A 14,201-nucleotide genomic window follows, 5' to 3' on the forward strand; every position below is an offset into this window, starting at 1 on the left:
AGCTCCGTGAGGCACCCCCGGAGGCGTCGTAAAGCAAAGGCTCAAGAACGGGCGACGGGGGGTAGGGTGCCACCCCCGTTTCTTGCAAAGGTCGTGCTCGGGCAAGCTGGTTATATCCAGCGTGCGCAAATTGGTCGGAACTTTTGGCCAGATGAACGCCCGTTTCGATACTCTTGGGGCGCAACAACGATGAATTTCGCACGCGCACTGGCCATAACCAGTTACACAAGGAGTACCTAAATGACCGCCGAAATCAAGCGCCTGGAGGGGAACAACCCCACCGACAACGAAAAGCTTATCGCTTGGATCAACGAGGCGGTCGAACTTTTCCAACCTGACAAGGTCGTCTTCGTCGACGGCTCCCAGGAAGAATGGGACCGCCTCACCGCCGAACTCGTCGACGCAGGCACCCTGATCAAGCTCAACGAGGAAAAGCGCCCCAACTCCTTCCTCGCCCGCTCCAACCCGTCCGACGTCGCACGCGTGGAATCCCGCACCTTCATCTCCACCGAGAACGAGGAAGACGCAGGCCCGACCAACAACTGGATGAAGCCGGCAGCACTCAAGGAAGAGATGCTGGAGCACTTCACAGGCTCCATGCGCGGCCGCACCATGTACGTCGTGCCGTTCTGCATGGGCCCCATCTCCGACCCGGACCCGAAGCTCGGCGTGCAGCTGACCGACTCGGCCTACGTCGTGCTCTCCATGCGCATCATGACCCGCATGGGCGCCCAAGCGCTGGAGAAGATCCAGGGTGAGAACTTCGTGCACTGCCTCCACTCCGTCGGCGCCCCGCTTGAGCCGGGCCAGGAGGACGTGGCGTGGCCGTGCAACGACACCAAGTACATCTCCCAGTTCCCGGAGACCAAGGAGATCTGGTCCTACGGCTCCGGCTACGGCGGCAACGCCATCCTGGCCAAGAAGTGCTACGCACTGCGCATCGCATCCGTGATGGCGAAGGAAGAGGGCTGGATGGCCGAGCACATGCTCATTCTCAAGCTCACCTCGCCTGAGGGCAAGGCCTACCACGTCGCCGCCGCCTTCCCGTCTGCGTGCGGCAAGACCAACCTGGCCATGATCACCCCGACGCTGGACGGCTGGAAGGCCGAGGTGGTCGGCGACGACATCGCCTGGATGCACCTGCGCGAGGACGGCCTGTATGCCGTGAACCCGGAGAACGGCTTCTTCGGCGTCGCGCCGGGCACCAACTACGCCTCCAACCCGATTGCTATGAAGAGCATGGAGCCGGGCAACATCCTGTTCACCAACGTCGCGCTCACCGACGACGGCGACGTCTGGTGGGAAGGCATGGACGGCGAGGCGCCCGCCCACCTCATCGACTGGCGCGGCGAGGACTGGACACCGGAGTCCTCCTCCAAGGCCGCCCACCCGAACTCTCGCTACTGCGTGGCCATCGAGCAGTGCCCGGCCGCCGCACCGGAGTTCAACGACTGGCAGGGTGTGAAGATCGACGCCATCCTCTTCGGCGGTCGTCGCCCGGACACCGTGCCGCTGGTCACCCAGGCCCACAACTGGGAGCACGGCACCATGATCGGCGCGATGCTCTCCTCTGGCCAGACCGCCGCCTCCGCGGAAGCGAAGGTCGGATCCCTGCGCCACGACCCGATGGCCATGCTGCCGTTCATGGGCTACAACGTGGGCGACTACTTCCAGCACTGGCTGGACATGGGCGAAAAGGGCGGCGACCGCATGCCAGAGATCTTCCTGGTCAACTGGTTCCGCCGCGGCGACGACGACCGCTTCCTGTGGCCGGGCTTCGGCGACAACTCCCGCGTGCTCAAGTGGGTCATCGATCGCATCGAGGGCAAGGTCGACGCCGACGAGACCGTGGTCGGCTACACCGCCCGCGCTGAAGACCTGGACCTGACCGGCCTGGACACCCCGATCGAGGACGTGCGCGAGGCGCTCACCGCAGACCCGGAGCTGTGGAAGGAAGACGTCGCGGACTCCCGTCGCTACCTCGAGGGCCTCGGTTCCCGCGTGCCGCAGGAGATCTTCGACCAGCTGAAGAAGCTGGACGAGCGCATCCAGGCTGCAGCGAAGTAAGCGCTTGAGTAGCACAGCAGTGATGTTGTATCATTGCTGTTGGAAAACTTCAGACAGGATCTGTTGTTAATTTTGCAGAAAACCCGCCGAAAGGCGGGTTTTTTGTTACCGTTACCTGCATGAATGGTGGGATGCTTCGGGGGCTTAGCAGTGCACGGGTGCACTCATACCGCATGGCCATTGTGGGGGAGACAGGCCGTAGCGCGAACTCTGTTTCTGACCGCTCCGTTCAGTCCTTGTACCTGTGGCAAAGCGCGGTGGCATCGGCTTGGTACGAGGCTCTCTCGATTTTTGAGCCCGTACTGCGCAACCGTATTGATTGCGAACTCAGAAAATGGAATCAAGCTCAAGGCAATAGCGAGGACTGGTTGGAGGATCCAGCTCAGCCGCTAAAGAAAGCGGTCAGCCGAATGGCTTCAGACGCGAGGAACGCCGCAGAGAGCAGCGCGCGTCGCAGACCGCGAAATCATCCGCGGTTTAGTGCTCCGATAACCTTGGATGACCGAATTTCGCAGCTTTCATTCGGCAATATCAGCTCACTATTCCCCTTGCAGGCCCCGCGTAGCCGCTCGAATTTCGCCAGTGGGTTCTCAGCGAAGGAGAACCTGTGGATACATGCTCTCTCCGGTGGGTTTCCGGGATTGACTGAAAAATTCGTAAGCGCGCACCGATCAAGCATTCATCCTCTTGTTCCAGTTCAGGTGGAGAGCGGGTACGCCGTCGCGGTAGCGCTCGAGCAGCTACGTCGGTTGAGAAACCGTGTGAGCCATCAGGAACAAATACTCAACGTTGACCATCAAGAACGATTGGCTGATATGTACGCGTTGGTTCATGCGATGTCTCCCCAGACACTCGGGGTGATGAAGAAAATGGATCGGGTGCAACGTAATTTGCTGCTGCGGCCGCGTTTTTAACCCTTGCGCAGCACGAGCACGAGGTTCGACACCGCGAACTCGCGCAGCACGGGCACGCGGGTGACCCACCACGCCCACCACGGGTGGTAACGGGGGAATGTGGCCGCGAGCTGGCCGGTGGCCTCCGCCCAGGCGAGGCCCTCGCGCGCGGAGACGGCAAACAGGGACTCGCCGAAGATGTTCTTCGGGTCGCGGCCGTGCACCTTTGCGTATCGACGGCGCGCGTACTCCCCGCCTACGTAGTGCTGCCACAGGCCTGTCTCGTGCCCGCCGAACGGCCCGAGCCACACCGTGTAGCTGAGCACCACCAGCCCGCCGGGTTTGGCCACGCGCAGCATCTCGTCGCCCATGGCTTGCCAGTTCGGGATGTGCTCGGCGACGTTGGAGGCGTACACCACGTCGAAGGAGTCGTCGGCGAAGGGTAGGGCCGCACCGTCGCCGCGCACGGAACCGAAGCCGGAGATCCCTGCGGCGGACATTTCAGAGGCGTCCGGCTCTAGGCCCACGTAGAAGCAGTCCGAGAAGGCGTCGGCGAAGTAGCCGGGCCCGCCGCCGACGTCTAACACGGATGCGCCGGTGACGGGGGTGTCAAGGAGGTCGTGCGAGAGGGCGTCGAGAAGCGAACGCGTGTCGCGGGCGAGCATGGAGTAGAAGATGCGCGGGCGGAACTGCTCGTAGGAAAACGCGCGCAACAGCCGGAGCGAGCGGGAAAGTGTGGCCATCCGGCGGGTACGGTGCATAGGCATACCGTAGCAACCGTGCTACAGTGCAGTGCATGGCCACGCCGGAATACGACGAATCGCTGGTTGAACGCAGGATATCGCAGCGCGAACTACGCAACGATTCCGCGCGGATCCTGCGCGCGGTGCGGGCGGGGCACAGCTTCGTGGTCACCAACAACGGCGAACCAGTGGGGCGACTTGTGCCTCTTGACGAGCCGAAACCGCGGCTGGCCATCACACGCCCCGCCACCCGTGTCGGCGGCTGGCTGGACCTTCCGGTGGAGCCGACGGAAGGCGAACCGTTGGCCGAGATGCTCGATGATATGCGCGAGGACCGCTTCTAGGATGCGGCGGGTGTATGCGGATACATCGGCTATCGCCTGCCTGCTGAAAGCGGAGCCGCACACGCACGCGATGCGGCTCTGGCTCGAGGCAGGGGAGTGTGAGGTGGTGTCGTCGGACCTGCTCGAAATTGAGATGCGGCGGCTAGCGGTGCGTTTGGGCAGGCCCCAGGGGGAAGTCACGCTCATCTTGCGCGGAATTTCGCTTGCGGAACTCAACCGGGCGACGCTGCGAAGCGCGAGCATGCTGCCCATGCCGTACCTGCGAACGCTGGATGCGATCCACCTGCAGGCCGCGCTGGATTTGGAGGCCGATGCGATGCTCACCTACGACGACCGCCTCGCGGATGCCTCGCGTGAAGTTGGACTCGAGGTCATCGCACCATGAAGATTCTGCTTCTGTGCTGGCGCGACTCCACCCACCCGCAAGGCGGCGGGTCGGAGCGCTACCTCGAGCGCGTTGGCGAGTACCTCGCGGCGCAGGGCCACGAGGTGATTTACCGCAGCGCGACGCACACGGACGCACCAAGGCGCTCGCGGCGCAACGGGGTGCGCTACGAGCGCGCCGGGGGAAAGTTCGGCGTGTACCTTGCGGCGCCGCTATCTATCTGGCGCAACCGTCCGGACGTGGTGGTGGACACGCAAAACGGCATCCCGTTTTTCGCGCGGCTGTTCACGAGAAAGCCCGTGGTGCTGCTGACGCACCACTGCCACAAGGAGCAGTGGCCGGTGGCGGGCCCGCTGATCCGCCGCTTGGGGTGGTTTTTGGAGTCGCGCGTCGCGCCTCGCGTGTACAGGGGCGCGCAGTACGTGACGGTGTCGCAAGCTTCGAAGCACGACTTGGTGGCGCTCGGGGTGCGTGAGGGCGACATTGAGATCGTGGAAAACGGCGTGGACCCGGTGCCGGCGCACACGCCTGTGCTTCACGACGACCAAAGGTTGCACCTGGTCACCCTTTCGCGCCTGGTTCCGCACAAGCGCATCGAGGAGGCGATCGACGCGGTGGCGGGTATGCATGGCGCCGTGCTGGATGTGATCGGTTCCGGCTGGTGGGAGGACCAGCTGCGCGAGTACGCCGCCCCCTACGGCGACAAGGTGGTCTTCCACGGGCACGTGTCCGAGCCGTACAAGCATGCGCTGCTTGAGCGGGCGGAGCTGCACCTGCTGCCTTCGCGGAAAGAGGGTTGGGGGATCGCGGTGATTGAGGCGGCGCAGCACGGGGTGCCCACCGTGGCGTACGCGTCTGCCGGCGGGGTGGCGGACTCTATCCGCGACGGCGAGACTGGTCGGCTGGTGCAGCCCGGCGAGGAGTTTGAGCAGGTTGTGGGGGAGACCCTTGGGCGTCGAGAAGCAATGGCTCCCGCGGCGCGCGAGTGGGCGGCGCGGTTCTCCTGGGAGGAGACCGGCCGAAGGTTCGCGAAGATTATTGGAGCTCTAAATTAGCTCAGTTGTCCAGTTGAGCTGCTGGATCTTCGTGTCCAGCTCGCGGTAGGCCTTCGCGGCGCTGTCGGCCATGTCACGCAGGGATTTCACGTCCACGGCGGGGACGAAGCGGACCTCGGAGCGCGAGTAGCGGGAGCCGGTCATGGTGCCTGCGTCGGCGACGGCGGCGTAGAGGCGGCGGGAGCGCAGCAGCGCGTCGCGGCGTGCGATGGCGTCGGTGAGTGTGGCGCCCTCGAACGCTGTCTGCGCATTGGTGTGGTTGATGCGGCGCACCAGTGTCTCAATTTCCTGGAGGAGGGCGGCGGCTTCCTCGAGCATGGCCGCCGGGTCCTCGACGGGCGCGTCGCCCTCCTGGATCATCGCGCCCTGCACCAGGCGTTCCTGCAGCTTGTTTAGACGGTCCTGCGCCTCGGCGCGGCGCGCCAGTGCCTCTGCGAGCAGCATGTGTGCCTCCTTGTACGTTTCTGTCCCCGTTCCCAACCCTCGCGGATGCGTCCGAGGCACCCCCAACGTCGCGGTAGTAAACAGTGCTCGGTGCAACCCTGTGGTGGGGGTCGTGCCCGTGTGCGTCGTGCAGGCCGCATGCGATGTGCGTGTGAGCGGAATCGAACCGCTTCAGCCCTGATACGGCCACAAGGCGCCATGCAAGGTGCCCCTTACCCCGGGCACGGAGGGTTGACGTTCGCTGGGTGCCGGCGAGCTTTTCCGCTACCGACAGTTTCGTTCGAACATAGCAAAACGCCCAGCCGCTGGGAAGGGCTGGGCGTTGAGGGTTATGCGGTGTTATGCCGCGGAGGGGAACAGCTCGCCGTCGCGGAGACGGTCGCGCATCTCGGCCTCGACGAGGACAGGGATAAAGTCCTCGATCACGGCGGAGTTGCGATGGGTGCGCAGGACAGCATCGAATGCGTCGTTGATCTCGAGTGTGTCGAACTGGCCGGCGAACTCGGCGAGCAGGTCCTCGCGGATGTTGCGCAGCGCGCGCTCGCGGATGATGCTGAAGTCAATTGTGTTAGCCATGGTGTGTTCCTCCTTGCAGAAGCGGTATCTGCTCCTTCTCTAGGCTCAGGGTTACGCATGTACGTAACCTGTTGTTAACTTTGAGTTCACTTTAGGACGGGCGGGGCGAACAGTGCAAGAGGATCAATGATTGGAAGTCCACATTAATTGGTCTAAGCCAACTAATTCTTAGAAAAGCGCTGGTAGGGGTTCTTTTGAGGGGATGTGTGATTTTGGACACACTGTAGCAATGGCACCATGCACCACAAGACAAACAACGCCACACCGGCAGGCGGCAGAGGGCGCGCGGGCTCACCAGTCTCGGCCACGGAACCGTCGGCGCGCACCACCACACCGACGCCCAGCTCGCGCAGGCGTTCCTGGTCGTCTAAGGCAGCCTGCGCCGCCGTCCACCGCAGCGACGGCGGGTCCACCGCCACCCCGTCCACCGTCAGCGCGCCGGATTCGACAACGTTCATGGCTTTGGGGGCGGGGTCGACGGCCGGGTGGCCGTCGATAGGCACAAGCGCCGGGCGGGACTCGAAGAGGACGTCGCGGCCGCGGTGGTCGACGGCGGGGACCTCGACGGTGGTGGGGGTGAGCGCGGCGAGGGCGACTGGCGCGTCCGGGACCTGCAGCAGTGCGAACGCTGCGGCGGCGAGCGCGCGCCGGGGATCAAGCGCGCCGGCAGCGGCGACGAAGGCGGGGATGGCGAGGATGAGCCACTTTTGGCCGTCGCGGAGCAGGCCGCCGCCGGGCAGATGCTGGACCAGTGGTGCAGTGAGCCCCGCCCAGGAGGCCAGCGCAACCGCGAACCCCAGCGCTGCCAGCAGGAGGAAACGGCGGGGCACCGCCCGCCAGGACAGCGCGAGCAGGGCACACAGCGCCACCCCGAAAAGCGCGAACCCGAGCTCGCGCGAGGCCGGCACCGCCTGGCCGTTCCAGATCCCGCCCAAGCCCAGCAAAGATCCGAGGGTGCCCGCGTGCGCTTCCGCCCGCGGGGCAAACGCCGCAGCGGACGCGGCCGAAGACGTGCCGGGCACCCCGGCGAACACGCCCGCCGCCACCCACGGCAGACAGGTGCACACGCTGACCGCCACCCCGCGCCAGCCGCGGGCAAAACACGCCGCCGCCAGGGCACCTGTGGGGGTCAACGACGCCAACCAGTGCGCCAGCCCTGATGCCGGCACAAGCCCCAACGCCACCAGCGGCAGCAGCCACGCCGCCGCGGCCAGCGACCACTGCCCCTGCAGCAGCCGCTCCACCACAAACGGATTCCACACCGCCACCGTCATCGCCGCCGCCTGCCCGAACGGGGTGCGCCCGAACCGGTACCCCGCCCACGCTGCGCACCCGGCGGCGGCGACCATGAACACCCGCACGAACGCCACCGGCCACGGCAAGATCCCCAACAGCGCGTCCTGTGGCACGTTGCGCGCGGCCAGATCGCCCCAGCCCAGCGAAGCCCTGGTGAGCGCCATCTGGTCAAACACCATCATGTCGCGCAGCGCGAACGCCTCGCCGGGCACCAAAAACGGCCAGGTCAACCCCAACACCAGTAGCGCGCCGTACACCGGCGCCCACCAGCGGCTAACGGCGGCGCGCATACAGCACCAGGCCCGCCACAAACGCCGCGGCGGCGACCACACGGGTGATCACCGCCATCACCTGCAACCCGCGCAGCCACGCCACGTCGCGCGCCGCAGCGTCCACCTGCGCCGCCTTCGTCTCTTCGGCCAGCACCCACTGGTCGGGCCCACAGTCCCACACCTCGTCGAGGATGCGGCCGGTGCGCCGCTCCGCATCAACGGTGCGCACGCAGCCATCCGACAGCGCAGCCGAGTACTTGTACGTGTCCAACCCCCGCACCGAACCGGGGCCCAAATAGTCCAGACCGACATCCTCCCCGGAGGTGGAGTCGAACAGCGGGTAGGTGCGCCGCTCCGGGCGGTACGGCAACAGCGGCCCCAGCCCGGCGCGCCCCTTCGCGGGAAAGGCGGTGGAGGGATCGATGGGAAACGCGTCCACCTCTTCACCGTCCAGCGTGACCACCGCGTCCAGGCGTTTCGGGGCTTTGGAAAGCTCGATGGTGCGGGTGCGGGGCGAAGTGCCGTCGAAAAGCATGGTGTACACGCCCGGATCAAGGGTGCGCTGTTGCGCGATCACGACGGGGGAGGCGAGGTTGAGCGCGCCGCAGGCGACGATGATGCCTAGGCAGGCGGCAAGTCGGCGTCGCAGGTTCACCCGTGTCACCCTACCGGGTGGCTAGACTTGCGCCATCGTGAACAGACCCGCCATTTTGCCCGAGCTCGACGGCCTGCGCGCCGTGGCCGCCTACGGCATCGTGGCCACGCACGTCGCATTCCAAACCGCCACCGGATCTGCGGTGCTGGAGCGCTTCGACTACTTCGTGGCCGTGTTCTTCGCGCTTTCGGCGTTCCTGCTGGCGCGCGGCGGGGCCCGCGAGGGCTACTACTCGCGGCGGGTGGCGCGCCTTGTGCCCGCGTACCTCGTGTGCGTGGGCGTGGTGCTGCTCGCCCTACCGCCGCTTGCAGGGGTCACTGCCAGCCAGGTCGCGGCGAATGTGCTGCTTGCGCAGATTTACGTCCCGCATTCGCTTATCGACGGGTTGACCCAGATGTGGTCGCTCTGCGTCGAAGCCGCCTTCTACCTGGTCCTGCCGTTGTATTTGCGCCTCGGATCGCGGGGAAGGTACGCGGCGTTGGCGGGGTCGGTGGTGCTGGGCCTGGTGTGGCCGTGGGCAGTGGCCGGGGTGACGGATCCGGCGGTGGTGAACATGCAAATCTGGCCGCCGTCGTACGCCCCCTGGTTCGCGGTGGGCCTCGTGCTGGCGGAGCTGGAGCGCGCCGGCGTGCGCTACGCCGGGCCGCGCTGGCCGGTGGCGGCGCTGGCGCTGCCGGTGGCCTGGGTCGGCGGGGTGGTTGGCCCGCGGGGGCTGGAGCACCCGACGCCGGCTGAGTTCAACGTGCGGGTGCTGCTCGGTGCGGTGTTTGCGGCGCTTATCGTGGCGCCGTTCGCGCTGGGGCAGCGGCAGCGCGGCACGGTGCTGTCGTCGAAAGTCATGCGCACCTTGGGCCACTGGTCCTACTCGGTGTTTTTGTGGCACATGGCGGTGTTGTACTTCGTCTTCCCCGTGCTCGGGGTGCCGATGTTCTCCGGCGGGTTTGTTCTGGTCTACGCGGCCACCGCGCTGGCGAGTACCGCGGTGGCTTACATCTCCTACGAGTTGGTGGAGGTGCCCGGCGCGCGGTTGGTCAGACACGCCACGGCGAACAGGCCGGCCACGACCAAGAAAGTGGACGAACCGGCGTAGTTGGCGGCCGGCCATGGGGCGCGCGCCAGCACCAACCCGCAGATGGCCATGGCGGCGGCCGTGACGCGGTGCATCGGCAGGACAGTGAAGCGGCGCACCACCCACGCGAGTGCCGTCGCTGCCAGGCCCTGGAACGGGAACGCGGCGATCACGGCCACGGTCGGCGCCCAGTTGGCGTTGGTGTCCGGCCCGTACGGGGTGTCGTCCTCGCGGCGCCACGGCACCCACAGGCAGTAGGCGAGTACGAGCAGGCTGAACGTGCCGCCGAAGAGCAGCGAGTAGCGGTAGGCACCTTCGCCAGCGAAGTGCATCTCGAACTCGCCGTCGGCTCCTGGAGGGATGCGGAAGGCTTGGGCGCCGGCGTCGATACGCATAGGCTCCAGCTCGGTGCCGCCGAGGGCGGCGCGGAGCCCGTCGTTGAACGCGCGGGTGGTCAGGATCAACCGGTCGCCGGTCTGGTCGGGCAGCGGCGCGCGGGAGAGCATGACCGTGTCGGCGCGGGTGAACAGCTCGTGGGAGCCGGCTTTGAGGAACACGCTGCCCACGCGGCGCTCGCCGTCGATGGTGGCGGGTTTGCTGAGCTGCCACGTGGCGTCCTCAGCGGTGGTGAAGCGGCGCTGGATCACCTTGTGCTCGGGGAAGTGGCGCTGGAAGAAGTAGCGGTCCGCGGTGCCCTCCACTTCGACGATGCGCGTGACGCCCACGTCGAGCTCGCGGATGCCCACGGGTTCGGCCAGCCGCAGGATTGTCGCGTCGCCGCGGGTGAGCCTGCGCGGCTGGTCTTTGACCAGGGTGACGTTGCGGCAGTTGCTGTGCCCGTCGCACAGCTGGACGGTGGTGTCCGCGGTGGCGGTAACCGTGACGTGCTCCTGCTGGGTTTGGAACTCGATCCAGGCGTCGCGGTCGCCGGGGGCGGGCCACCAGGCAGTTTCGTTGAGGCCGTCGAAGGCGGAGGTGAGCGACTTCGACGCGTCGGGCCCGCCGAACGCGCCGGCGTCCGCGGCCGAGGACGATGCTCGGGCGAAGCCGTCGGCCGCCACCGCGGTGCGGGTGCCGGCAGACGGGTAGTCCTTCACCCGGTTGCGCACCGTGGCGTCCTCCCACTCGGCGGCGAGGCGGCCGGACTGACCGTCGATTGTGCCGTAGTTGCGCACCGCAAGCGCCGGGGTATCGGTGACCACATCGGCGTCCCCGCTGGTCAGGCGCGCCGGGAAATAGCCGAGCTCGCGCCATATAAGCGGCAACACCTCGCCGCCGCCGTCCACAGCAACCGGCTCGCGGTCCGTGGCCATCACGTCCGCGTGCGGGTCCAGCAGGAAGATATCCACCTCGCCGAAGCTTGCGTCCGGCTCACCCAAATTCGGCGTGCGCGGCTGCCGCTCCAGGTCGCGGCGCACCACCACGGCACCCACGCCTACAGAACGCAGCGCCTGCCTATCGACGAGCTCCGCCTGCCCCTCCAACCCCCGAATCGCCTCCGGGTCCACCAGCGGCACCGCGTCGCGGAACGCGAAACGCGCCTGGGTCAGCGCCTGAATCGGCTCGTCGCGCGTCCACCCCCACGTCTGGCGAGCAAACGACGCCGCCGGGACCACAAGCGTGCGGGTACCCGCGGCGTGCTCGTCCAGCCACTGGCCCGCGGCAACCCAGTCCTCCGACACCTCGTTCCAGGTGCCCTCCGGCAGCAGGCGCAACGACCAGGCCGGCGCCACAGCCACTACGGCGGCAAGGGTGATGCCGACAGCCTTGGGACGGTTCACCTTCGCGGCCAGATGCCCGGCGCCCAGCGCGAGCGGCAGGTGGACCAGCGGGTCGAATTTGTGCAGGTTGCGGAAGGGGGCGAGAGCACCGTCGTAAAGCGAGGTGCTCATGTGCGCCGAGCCGAGCACCCAGAACCCCACCGCGAACACCGCAAGCAGCGGCCCGCGCCACGGCATGTCGCGGCGCGCCAAGCCCGCGAGCCCGAACGCGGCGACGAGGCAGGTGGCGATGACGAACGTCGGCTCCGCCACCAAGAGGTGACCGGCGGCGCGCTCCGTGTCCACGAACGGCGTCCAGCTCGTGGTGCCTCGCAGGATCTCCACCGGATTGAGCCACGCGGTGGTCACACCGGCGGACTCGATGAAGTCCGTGAACGGCGGGGAGTAGCGGCCCAGCACCAAAAGCGGCCCGACCCACCACGCGGACACCGCCGCCGCCCCGAGGGCGAACTTGCTGGCCGCTGCGTAGGCGCGCCGCGCGATAAGCAGCACGAACGCTGGCAGGCACGCGGCGATGGTGGCGGTGGCGTTGACCGCGCCCATGCACGCAACCGCCACTACCGCCGGCGCCACCCGCGGGGTGCGCCGCGTCAGCGGGATCAGCGTCCACGGCACGAGCGCCACCGGCCACGCCTCCGAAGAAATCGCGGTGAGCGTGGTCAGGATGCGCGGGCTCAGCGCGTAGAGCCCCGCCGCGAGGACCTGCGGGAGGGTGCCCTTGACGCCTATTCTTCGCGCCAGCGTGAGCGTGCCGGAGTATGCCAAGCACAACAACAGCCACCACCACGCGCGCTGGATCAACCAATCCGGCACATGTAGCAGATCCCCCGCCAAGAAGAACGGCCCCTGCGGGAACAGGTAGCCGTACGCCTGGTTCTGCACCTGGCCCAGCGGAAACTCGTCGGTGTACGCGTGGGTAGCGCGGCGCAAAAACCGCCCCGGGGCGGCAACCAGGTCGAACTTGGTGTCCGCCGCGACCTGCCCCGGCGGCTGTGCAAGCACAACAGCAAGCAGGACCAGCCAACCTGCGAGGTGCGCGCGCATCCCCCGCACCAGCGCCTACTTCCTCGAGCCGTACTCCGGCCCGCCCAGCACCGCCTCATCCGCCGGCACCGCAGTACCCTGCGGCACCGTCGATTGCCCGGACACGGACGCGATGCCAAGCACCCCCACCGCACCGAGCACCACACCAACGACAGTGCTGGCCAAAACGGGCGCGGTGGCGCGCCGGGCAAGCGACGCCGGCAGGGCAAATACGCGATGGGACATGTCGGAGAAGCCTACCAGCAGCGGGTACAGTGGCTGTGGTTTGAAACAGGGTTTGAAACAGCTGACAAGGGGACAGGTACATGCGGGCTCGGACAGGTGCGGCGTTGCTCGCACTTGCGTGCCTATCGGCGTTCAGCTTCGCCGGATGCGCCGAACAGCCCGAAGACAACGCTGCTGAGTCGGCCGTTTTGGAGACTGCGGAGGCGGGCCGGGAGGACGTCGACAAGCAAGAAGCCCCTGAGGTGGCGCCGCCTTCCGCACCCCCGGCCGCGCCCGCGCCCTTGTCGCCGGCGCAGCAGCGCGTGCCGGACGACCTGCGGCAAAAGGTCGCCTCGCTCATGGTGGTCGGCGTGGCCAACTACGACCAGGCGCGGTTCGCGCTGGACCAGGGTGTCGGCGGGCTGATTATCCCCAGCTGGGCGGATCCGGCGCTGCTCACTGAGGCGGGCCGCGACATCAACGCCCTGCGCGCCGAGTATCACCGCCCGTTCAGCGTGGCCATCGACTTCGAGGGCGGCCGCGTGCAGCGCCACACGCAGGTGCTCGGCGAGTTCATGCCGCCGCGCGCGCTCGCCGGGCAGCCGCCCGAGGTGATCCGAGGCACCGGCTACGACATCGGCCGCTCCCTGCGGGCCCACGGCATCAACGTGGACTACGCACCGCTGCTGGACTTGGACGTGACCAACCTGGACATCGTGGGGGACCGTTCCTTCCACGGCAACCCCGACGAGGTCGTGCGCGTAGCCGGGCTGTTCTCGCAGGGGCTTATCGACGCCGGGGTGACCCCGACGTTCAAACATTTTCCCGGCCACGGGCGCGCCTCCGGGGACACGCACCACCACCTGGCCGTCACCCCGCCGCTGGACCAGATGCGCGAGCTTGACCTGCGCCCCTACGGTCCGCTGCTGGAACAGTTCCCCCGCGCCAGCGTGATGATGGGCCACATGATCGTGCCGGGCCTAGGCCCCGACGGCGTGCCCAGCTCCATGAACCCGGACACCTACCGGCTGCTGCGCACCGGCGACTACCCAGGTGGGGTGCCCTTCGAAGGTGCGGTGGTCACCGACGACCTGTCCGGCATGCGCGGCATCCTGGACTACGCTCCCACCCGCGATGCCGTGGCCAGGGCAATCGGCTCCGGGGCGGACCAAGCGCTGTGGTCCTCCGGCGCGGACCTGCCCGGCATCGTCGACCACATCGTGTGGTGTGTGCACAACGGCTATATCCCTGAAACTCGAGTGGACGAGGCCGCAACCAGGGTGCAGCAGCAGCTCATCGACGTGGGGTTGTAGGCGGGCTTGTAGGTGGGTTTGTAGCGCTTCCCCGGCTATGAGAGATCAAAGATCTGCATT

14 protein-coding genes are annotated in these 14,201 nt (G+C 67.1%); 7 read left to right on the plus strand and 7 right to left on the minus strand.

The features are described from left to right. Positions 1-240: 240 nt before the first annotated feature. Both HMPREF2791_RS03540 and HMPREF2791_RS11745 read left to right on the plus strand, forming a co-directional pair. Positions 241-2,067 carry a phosphoenolpyruvate carboxykinase (GTP) gene (locus HMPREF2791_RS03540; protein WP_070472000.1) on the plus strand — a complete coding sequence of 609 codons (1,827 nt, stop codon included), beginning with the start codon at positions 241-243 and terminating at the stop codon, positions 2,065-2,067. Between the two features lie 173 nt (positions 2,068-2,240). Further along, complete coding sequence (locus HMPREF2791_RS11745; RefSeq protein WP_141764903.1) at positions 2,241-2,981, plus strand: hypothetical protein; 741 nt, start codon at positions 2,241-2,243, stop codon at positions 2,979-2,981. Here HMPREF2791_RS11745 and HMPREF2791_RS03545 read toward each other — a convergent pair. Beyond that, positions 2,978-3,721, minus strand: a complete 744-nt coding sequence (locus tag HMPREF2791_RS03545) for a class I SAM-dependent methyltransferase (protein WP_070472003.1) — start codon at positions 3,719-3,721, stop codon at positions 2,978-2,980. The two genes, HMPREF2791_RS11745 and HMPREF2791_RS03545, sit on opposite strands and share 4 nt — an antisense overlap. Positions 3,722-3,756: 35 nt before the next feature. On the opposite strand from HMPREF2791_RS03545, the gene HMPREF2791_RS03550 reads away from it, so the two are divergent. The 3 genes from HMPREF2791_RS03550 to HMPREF2791_RS03560 are packed head-to-tail and all read left to right on the plus strand — an operon-like array spanning position 3,757 to position 5,487. Beyond that, the gene (locus tag HMPREF2791_RS03550; protein WP_070472005.1) at positions 3,757-4,047 is read left to right on the plus strand and encodes a type II toxin-antitoxin system Phd/YefM family antitoxin; all 291 of its coding nucleotides are present in this window, start codon (positions 3,757-3,759) and stop codon (positions 4,045-4,047) included. A gap of 1 nt (position 4,048) precedes the next feature. Further along, positions 4,049-4,432 carry a type II toxin-antitoxin system VapC family toxin gene (locus HMPREF2791_RS03555; protein ID WP_070472007.1) on the plus strand — a complete coding sequence of 128 codons (384 nt, stop codon included), beginning with the start codon at positions 4,049-4,051 and terminating at the stop codon, positions 4,430-4,432. Next, positions 4,429-5,487: a glycosyltransferase family 4 protein gene (locus HMPREF2791_RS03560; RefSeq protein ID WP_070472009.1), complete on the plus strand. Its 1,059-nt coding sequence runs from the start codon at positions 4,429-4,431 to the stop codon at positions 5,485-5,487. Before HMPREF2791_RS03555 ends, HMPREF2791_RS03560 begins: the two co-directional genes overlap by 4 nt. Here the strand turns inward: HMPREF2791_RS03560 and HMPREF2791_RS03565 are convergent. The 4 genes from HMPREF2791_RS03565 to HMPREF2791_RS03580 all read right to left on the minus strand — a co-directional run bounded on the left by HMPREF2791_RS03565 (position 5,479) and on the right by HMPREF2791_RS03580 (position 8,730). Further along, positions 5,479-5,931 carry a DIP1984 family protein gene (locus HMPREF2791_RS03565; RefSeq protein ID WP_070472011.1) on the minus strand — a complete coding sequence of 151 codons (453 nt, stop codon included), beginning with the start codon at positions 5,929-5,931 and terminating at the stop codon, positions 5,479-5,481. The two genes, HMPREF2791_RS03560 and HMPREF2791_RS03565, sit on opposite strands and share 9 nt — an antisense overlap. 339 nt (positions 5,932-6,270) lie before the next feature. Continuing rightward, positions 6,271-6,507, minus strand: a complete 237-nt coding sequence (locus tag HMPREF2791_RS03570; RefSeq protein WP_070472013.1) for a three-helix bundle dimerization domain-containing protein — start codon at positions 6,505-6,507, stop codon at positions 6,271-6,273. 161 nt (positions 6,508-6,668) lie between these two features. Further along, complete coding sequence (locus HMPREF2791_RS03575; protein WP_070472015.1) at positions 6,669-8,093, minus strand: MmpA family trehalose lipid delivery protein; 1,425 nt, start codon at positions 8,091-8,093, stop codon at positions 6,669-6,671. Further along, entirely contained in the window at positions 8,077-8,730 is a 654-nt protein-coding gene (locus HMPREF2791_RS03580) for a porin PorA family protein (protein WP_070472016.1), read from the minus strand. Before HMPREF2791_RS03580 ends, HMPREF2791_RS03575 begins: the two co-directional genes overlap by 17 nt. A gap of 37 nt (positions 8,731-8,767) precedes the next feature. On the opposite strand from HMPREF2791_RS03580, the gene HMPREF2791_RS03585 reads away from it, so the two are divergent. Beyond that, on the plus strand, positions 8,768-9,820 hold the full coding sequence (locus HMPREF2791_RS03585) for an acyltransferase family protein (protein ID WP_305764324.1): 1,053 nt from the start codon (positions 8,768-8,770) through the stop codon (positions 9,818-9,820). Here HMPREF2791_RS03585 and HMPREF2791_RS03590 read toward each other — a convergent pair. After that, positions 9,727-12,624 (minus strand): alpha-(1->3)-arabinofuranosyltransferase domain-containing protein, encoded by a 2,898-nt coding sequence (locus HMPREF2791_RS03590; RefSeq protein WP_070472019.1) that lies wholly within the window; start codon positions 12,622-12,624, stop codon positions 9,727-9,729. The genes HMPREF2791_RS03585 and HMPREF2791_RS03590 overlap by 94 nt on opposite strands. Before the next feature lie 15 nt (positions 12,625-12,639). Continuing rightward, positions 12,640-12,849 carry a DUF2613 domain-containing protein gene (locus HMPREF2791_RS03595; protein ID WP_070472021.1) on the minus strand — a complete coding sequence of 70 codons (210 nt, stop codon included), beginning with the start codon at positions 12,847-12,849 and terminating at the stop codon, positions 12,640-12,642. An 80-nt stretch (positions 12,850-12,929) separates the two neighbouring features. On the opposite strand from HMPREF2791_RS03595, the gene HMPREF2791_RS03600 reads away from it, so the two are divergent. Beyond that, the gene (locus HMPREF2791_RS03600; RefSeq protein WP_070472022.1) at positions 12,930-14,141 is read left to right on the plus strand and encodes a glycoside hydrolase family 3 N-terminal domain-containing protein; all 1,212 of its coding nucleotides are present in this window, start codon (positions 12,930-12,932) and stop codon (positions 14,139-14,141) included. Positions 14,142-14,201 lie beyond the last annotated feature (60 nt).

It is taken from the genome of Corynebacterium sp. HMSC034A01 (genome assembly GCF_001838175.1).
Lineage (GTDB): Bacteria > Actinomycetota > Actinomycetes > Mycobacteriales > Mycobacteriaceae > Corynebacterium.

Coding starts and splice junctions, on each gene's coding strand:
- HMPREF2791_RS03540 (WP_070472000.1), top strand. CDS start 241: ATGACCGCCGAAATCAAGCGCCTGGAGGGGAACAACCCCACCGACAAC.
- HMPREF2791_RS11745 (WP_141764903.1), top strand. CDS start 2,241: ATGGCCATTGTGGGGGAGACAGGCCGTAGCGCGAACTCTGTTTCTGAC.
- HMPREF2791_RS03545 (WP_070472003.1), bottom strand. CDS start 3,721: ATGCACCGTACCCGCCGGATGGCCACACTTTCCCGCTCGCTCCGGCTG.
- HMPREF2791_RS03550 (WP_070472005.1), top strand. CDS start 3,757: ATGGCCACGCCGGAATACGACGAATCGCTGGTTGAACGCAGGATATCG.
- HMPREF2791_RS03555 (WP_070472007.1), top strand. CDS start 4,049: ATGCGGCGGGTGTATGCGGATACATCGGCTATCGCCTGCCTGCTGAAA.
- HMPREF2791_RS03560 (WP_070472009.1), top strand. CDS start 4,429: ATGAAGATTCTGCTTCTGTGCTGGCGCGACTCCACCCACCCGCAAGGC.
- HMPREF2791_RS03565 (WP_070472011.1), bottom strand. CDS start 5,931: ATGCTGCTCGCAGAGGCACTGGCGCGCCGCGCCGAGGCGCAGGACCGT.
- HMPREF2791_RS03570 (WP_070472013.1), bottom strand. CDS start 6,507: ATGGCTAACACAATTGACTTCAGCATCATCCGCGAGCGCGCGCTGCGC.
- HMPREF2791_RS03575 (WP_070472015.1), bottom strand. CDS start 8,093: ATGCGCGCCGCCGTTAGCCGCTGGTGGGCGCCGGTGTACGGCGCGCTA.
- HMPREF2791_RS03590 (WP_070472019.1), bottom strand. CDS start 12,624: ATGCGCGCGCACCTCGCAGGTTGGCTGGTCCTGCTTGCTGTTGTGCTT.
- HMPREF2791_RS03595 (WP_070472021.1), bottom strand. CDS start 12,849: ATGTCCCATCGCGTATTTGCCCTGCCGGCGTCGCTTGCCCGGCGCGCC.
- HMPREF2791_RS03600 (WP_070472022.1), top strand. CDS start 12,930: ATGCGGGCTCGGACAGGTGCGGCGTTGCTCGCACTTGCGTGCCTATCG.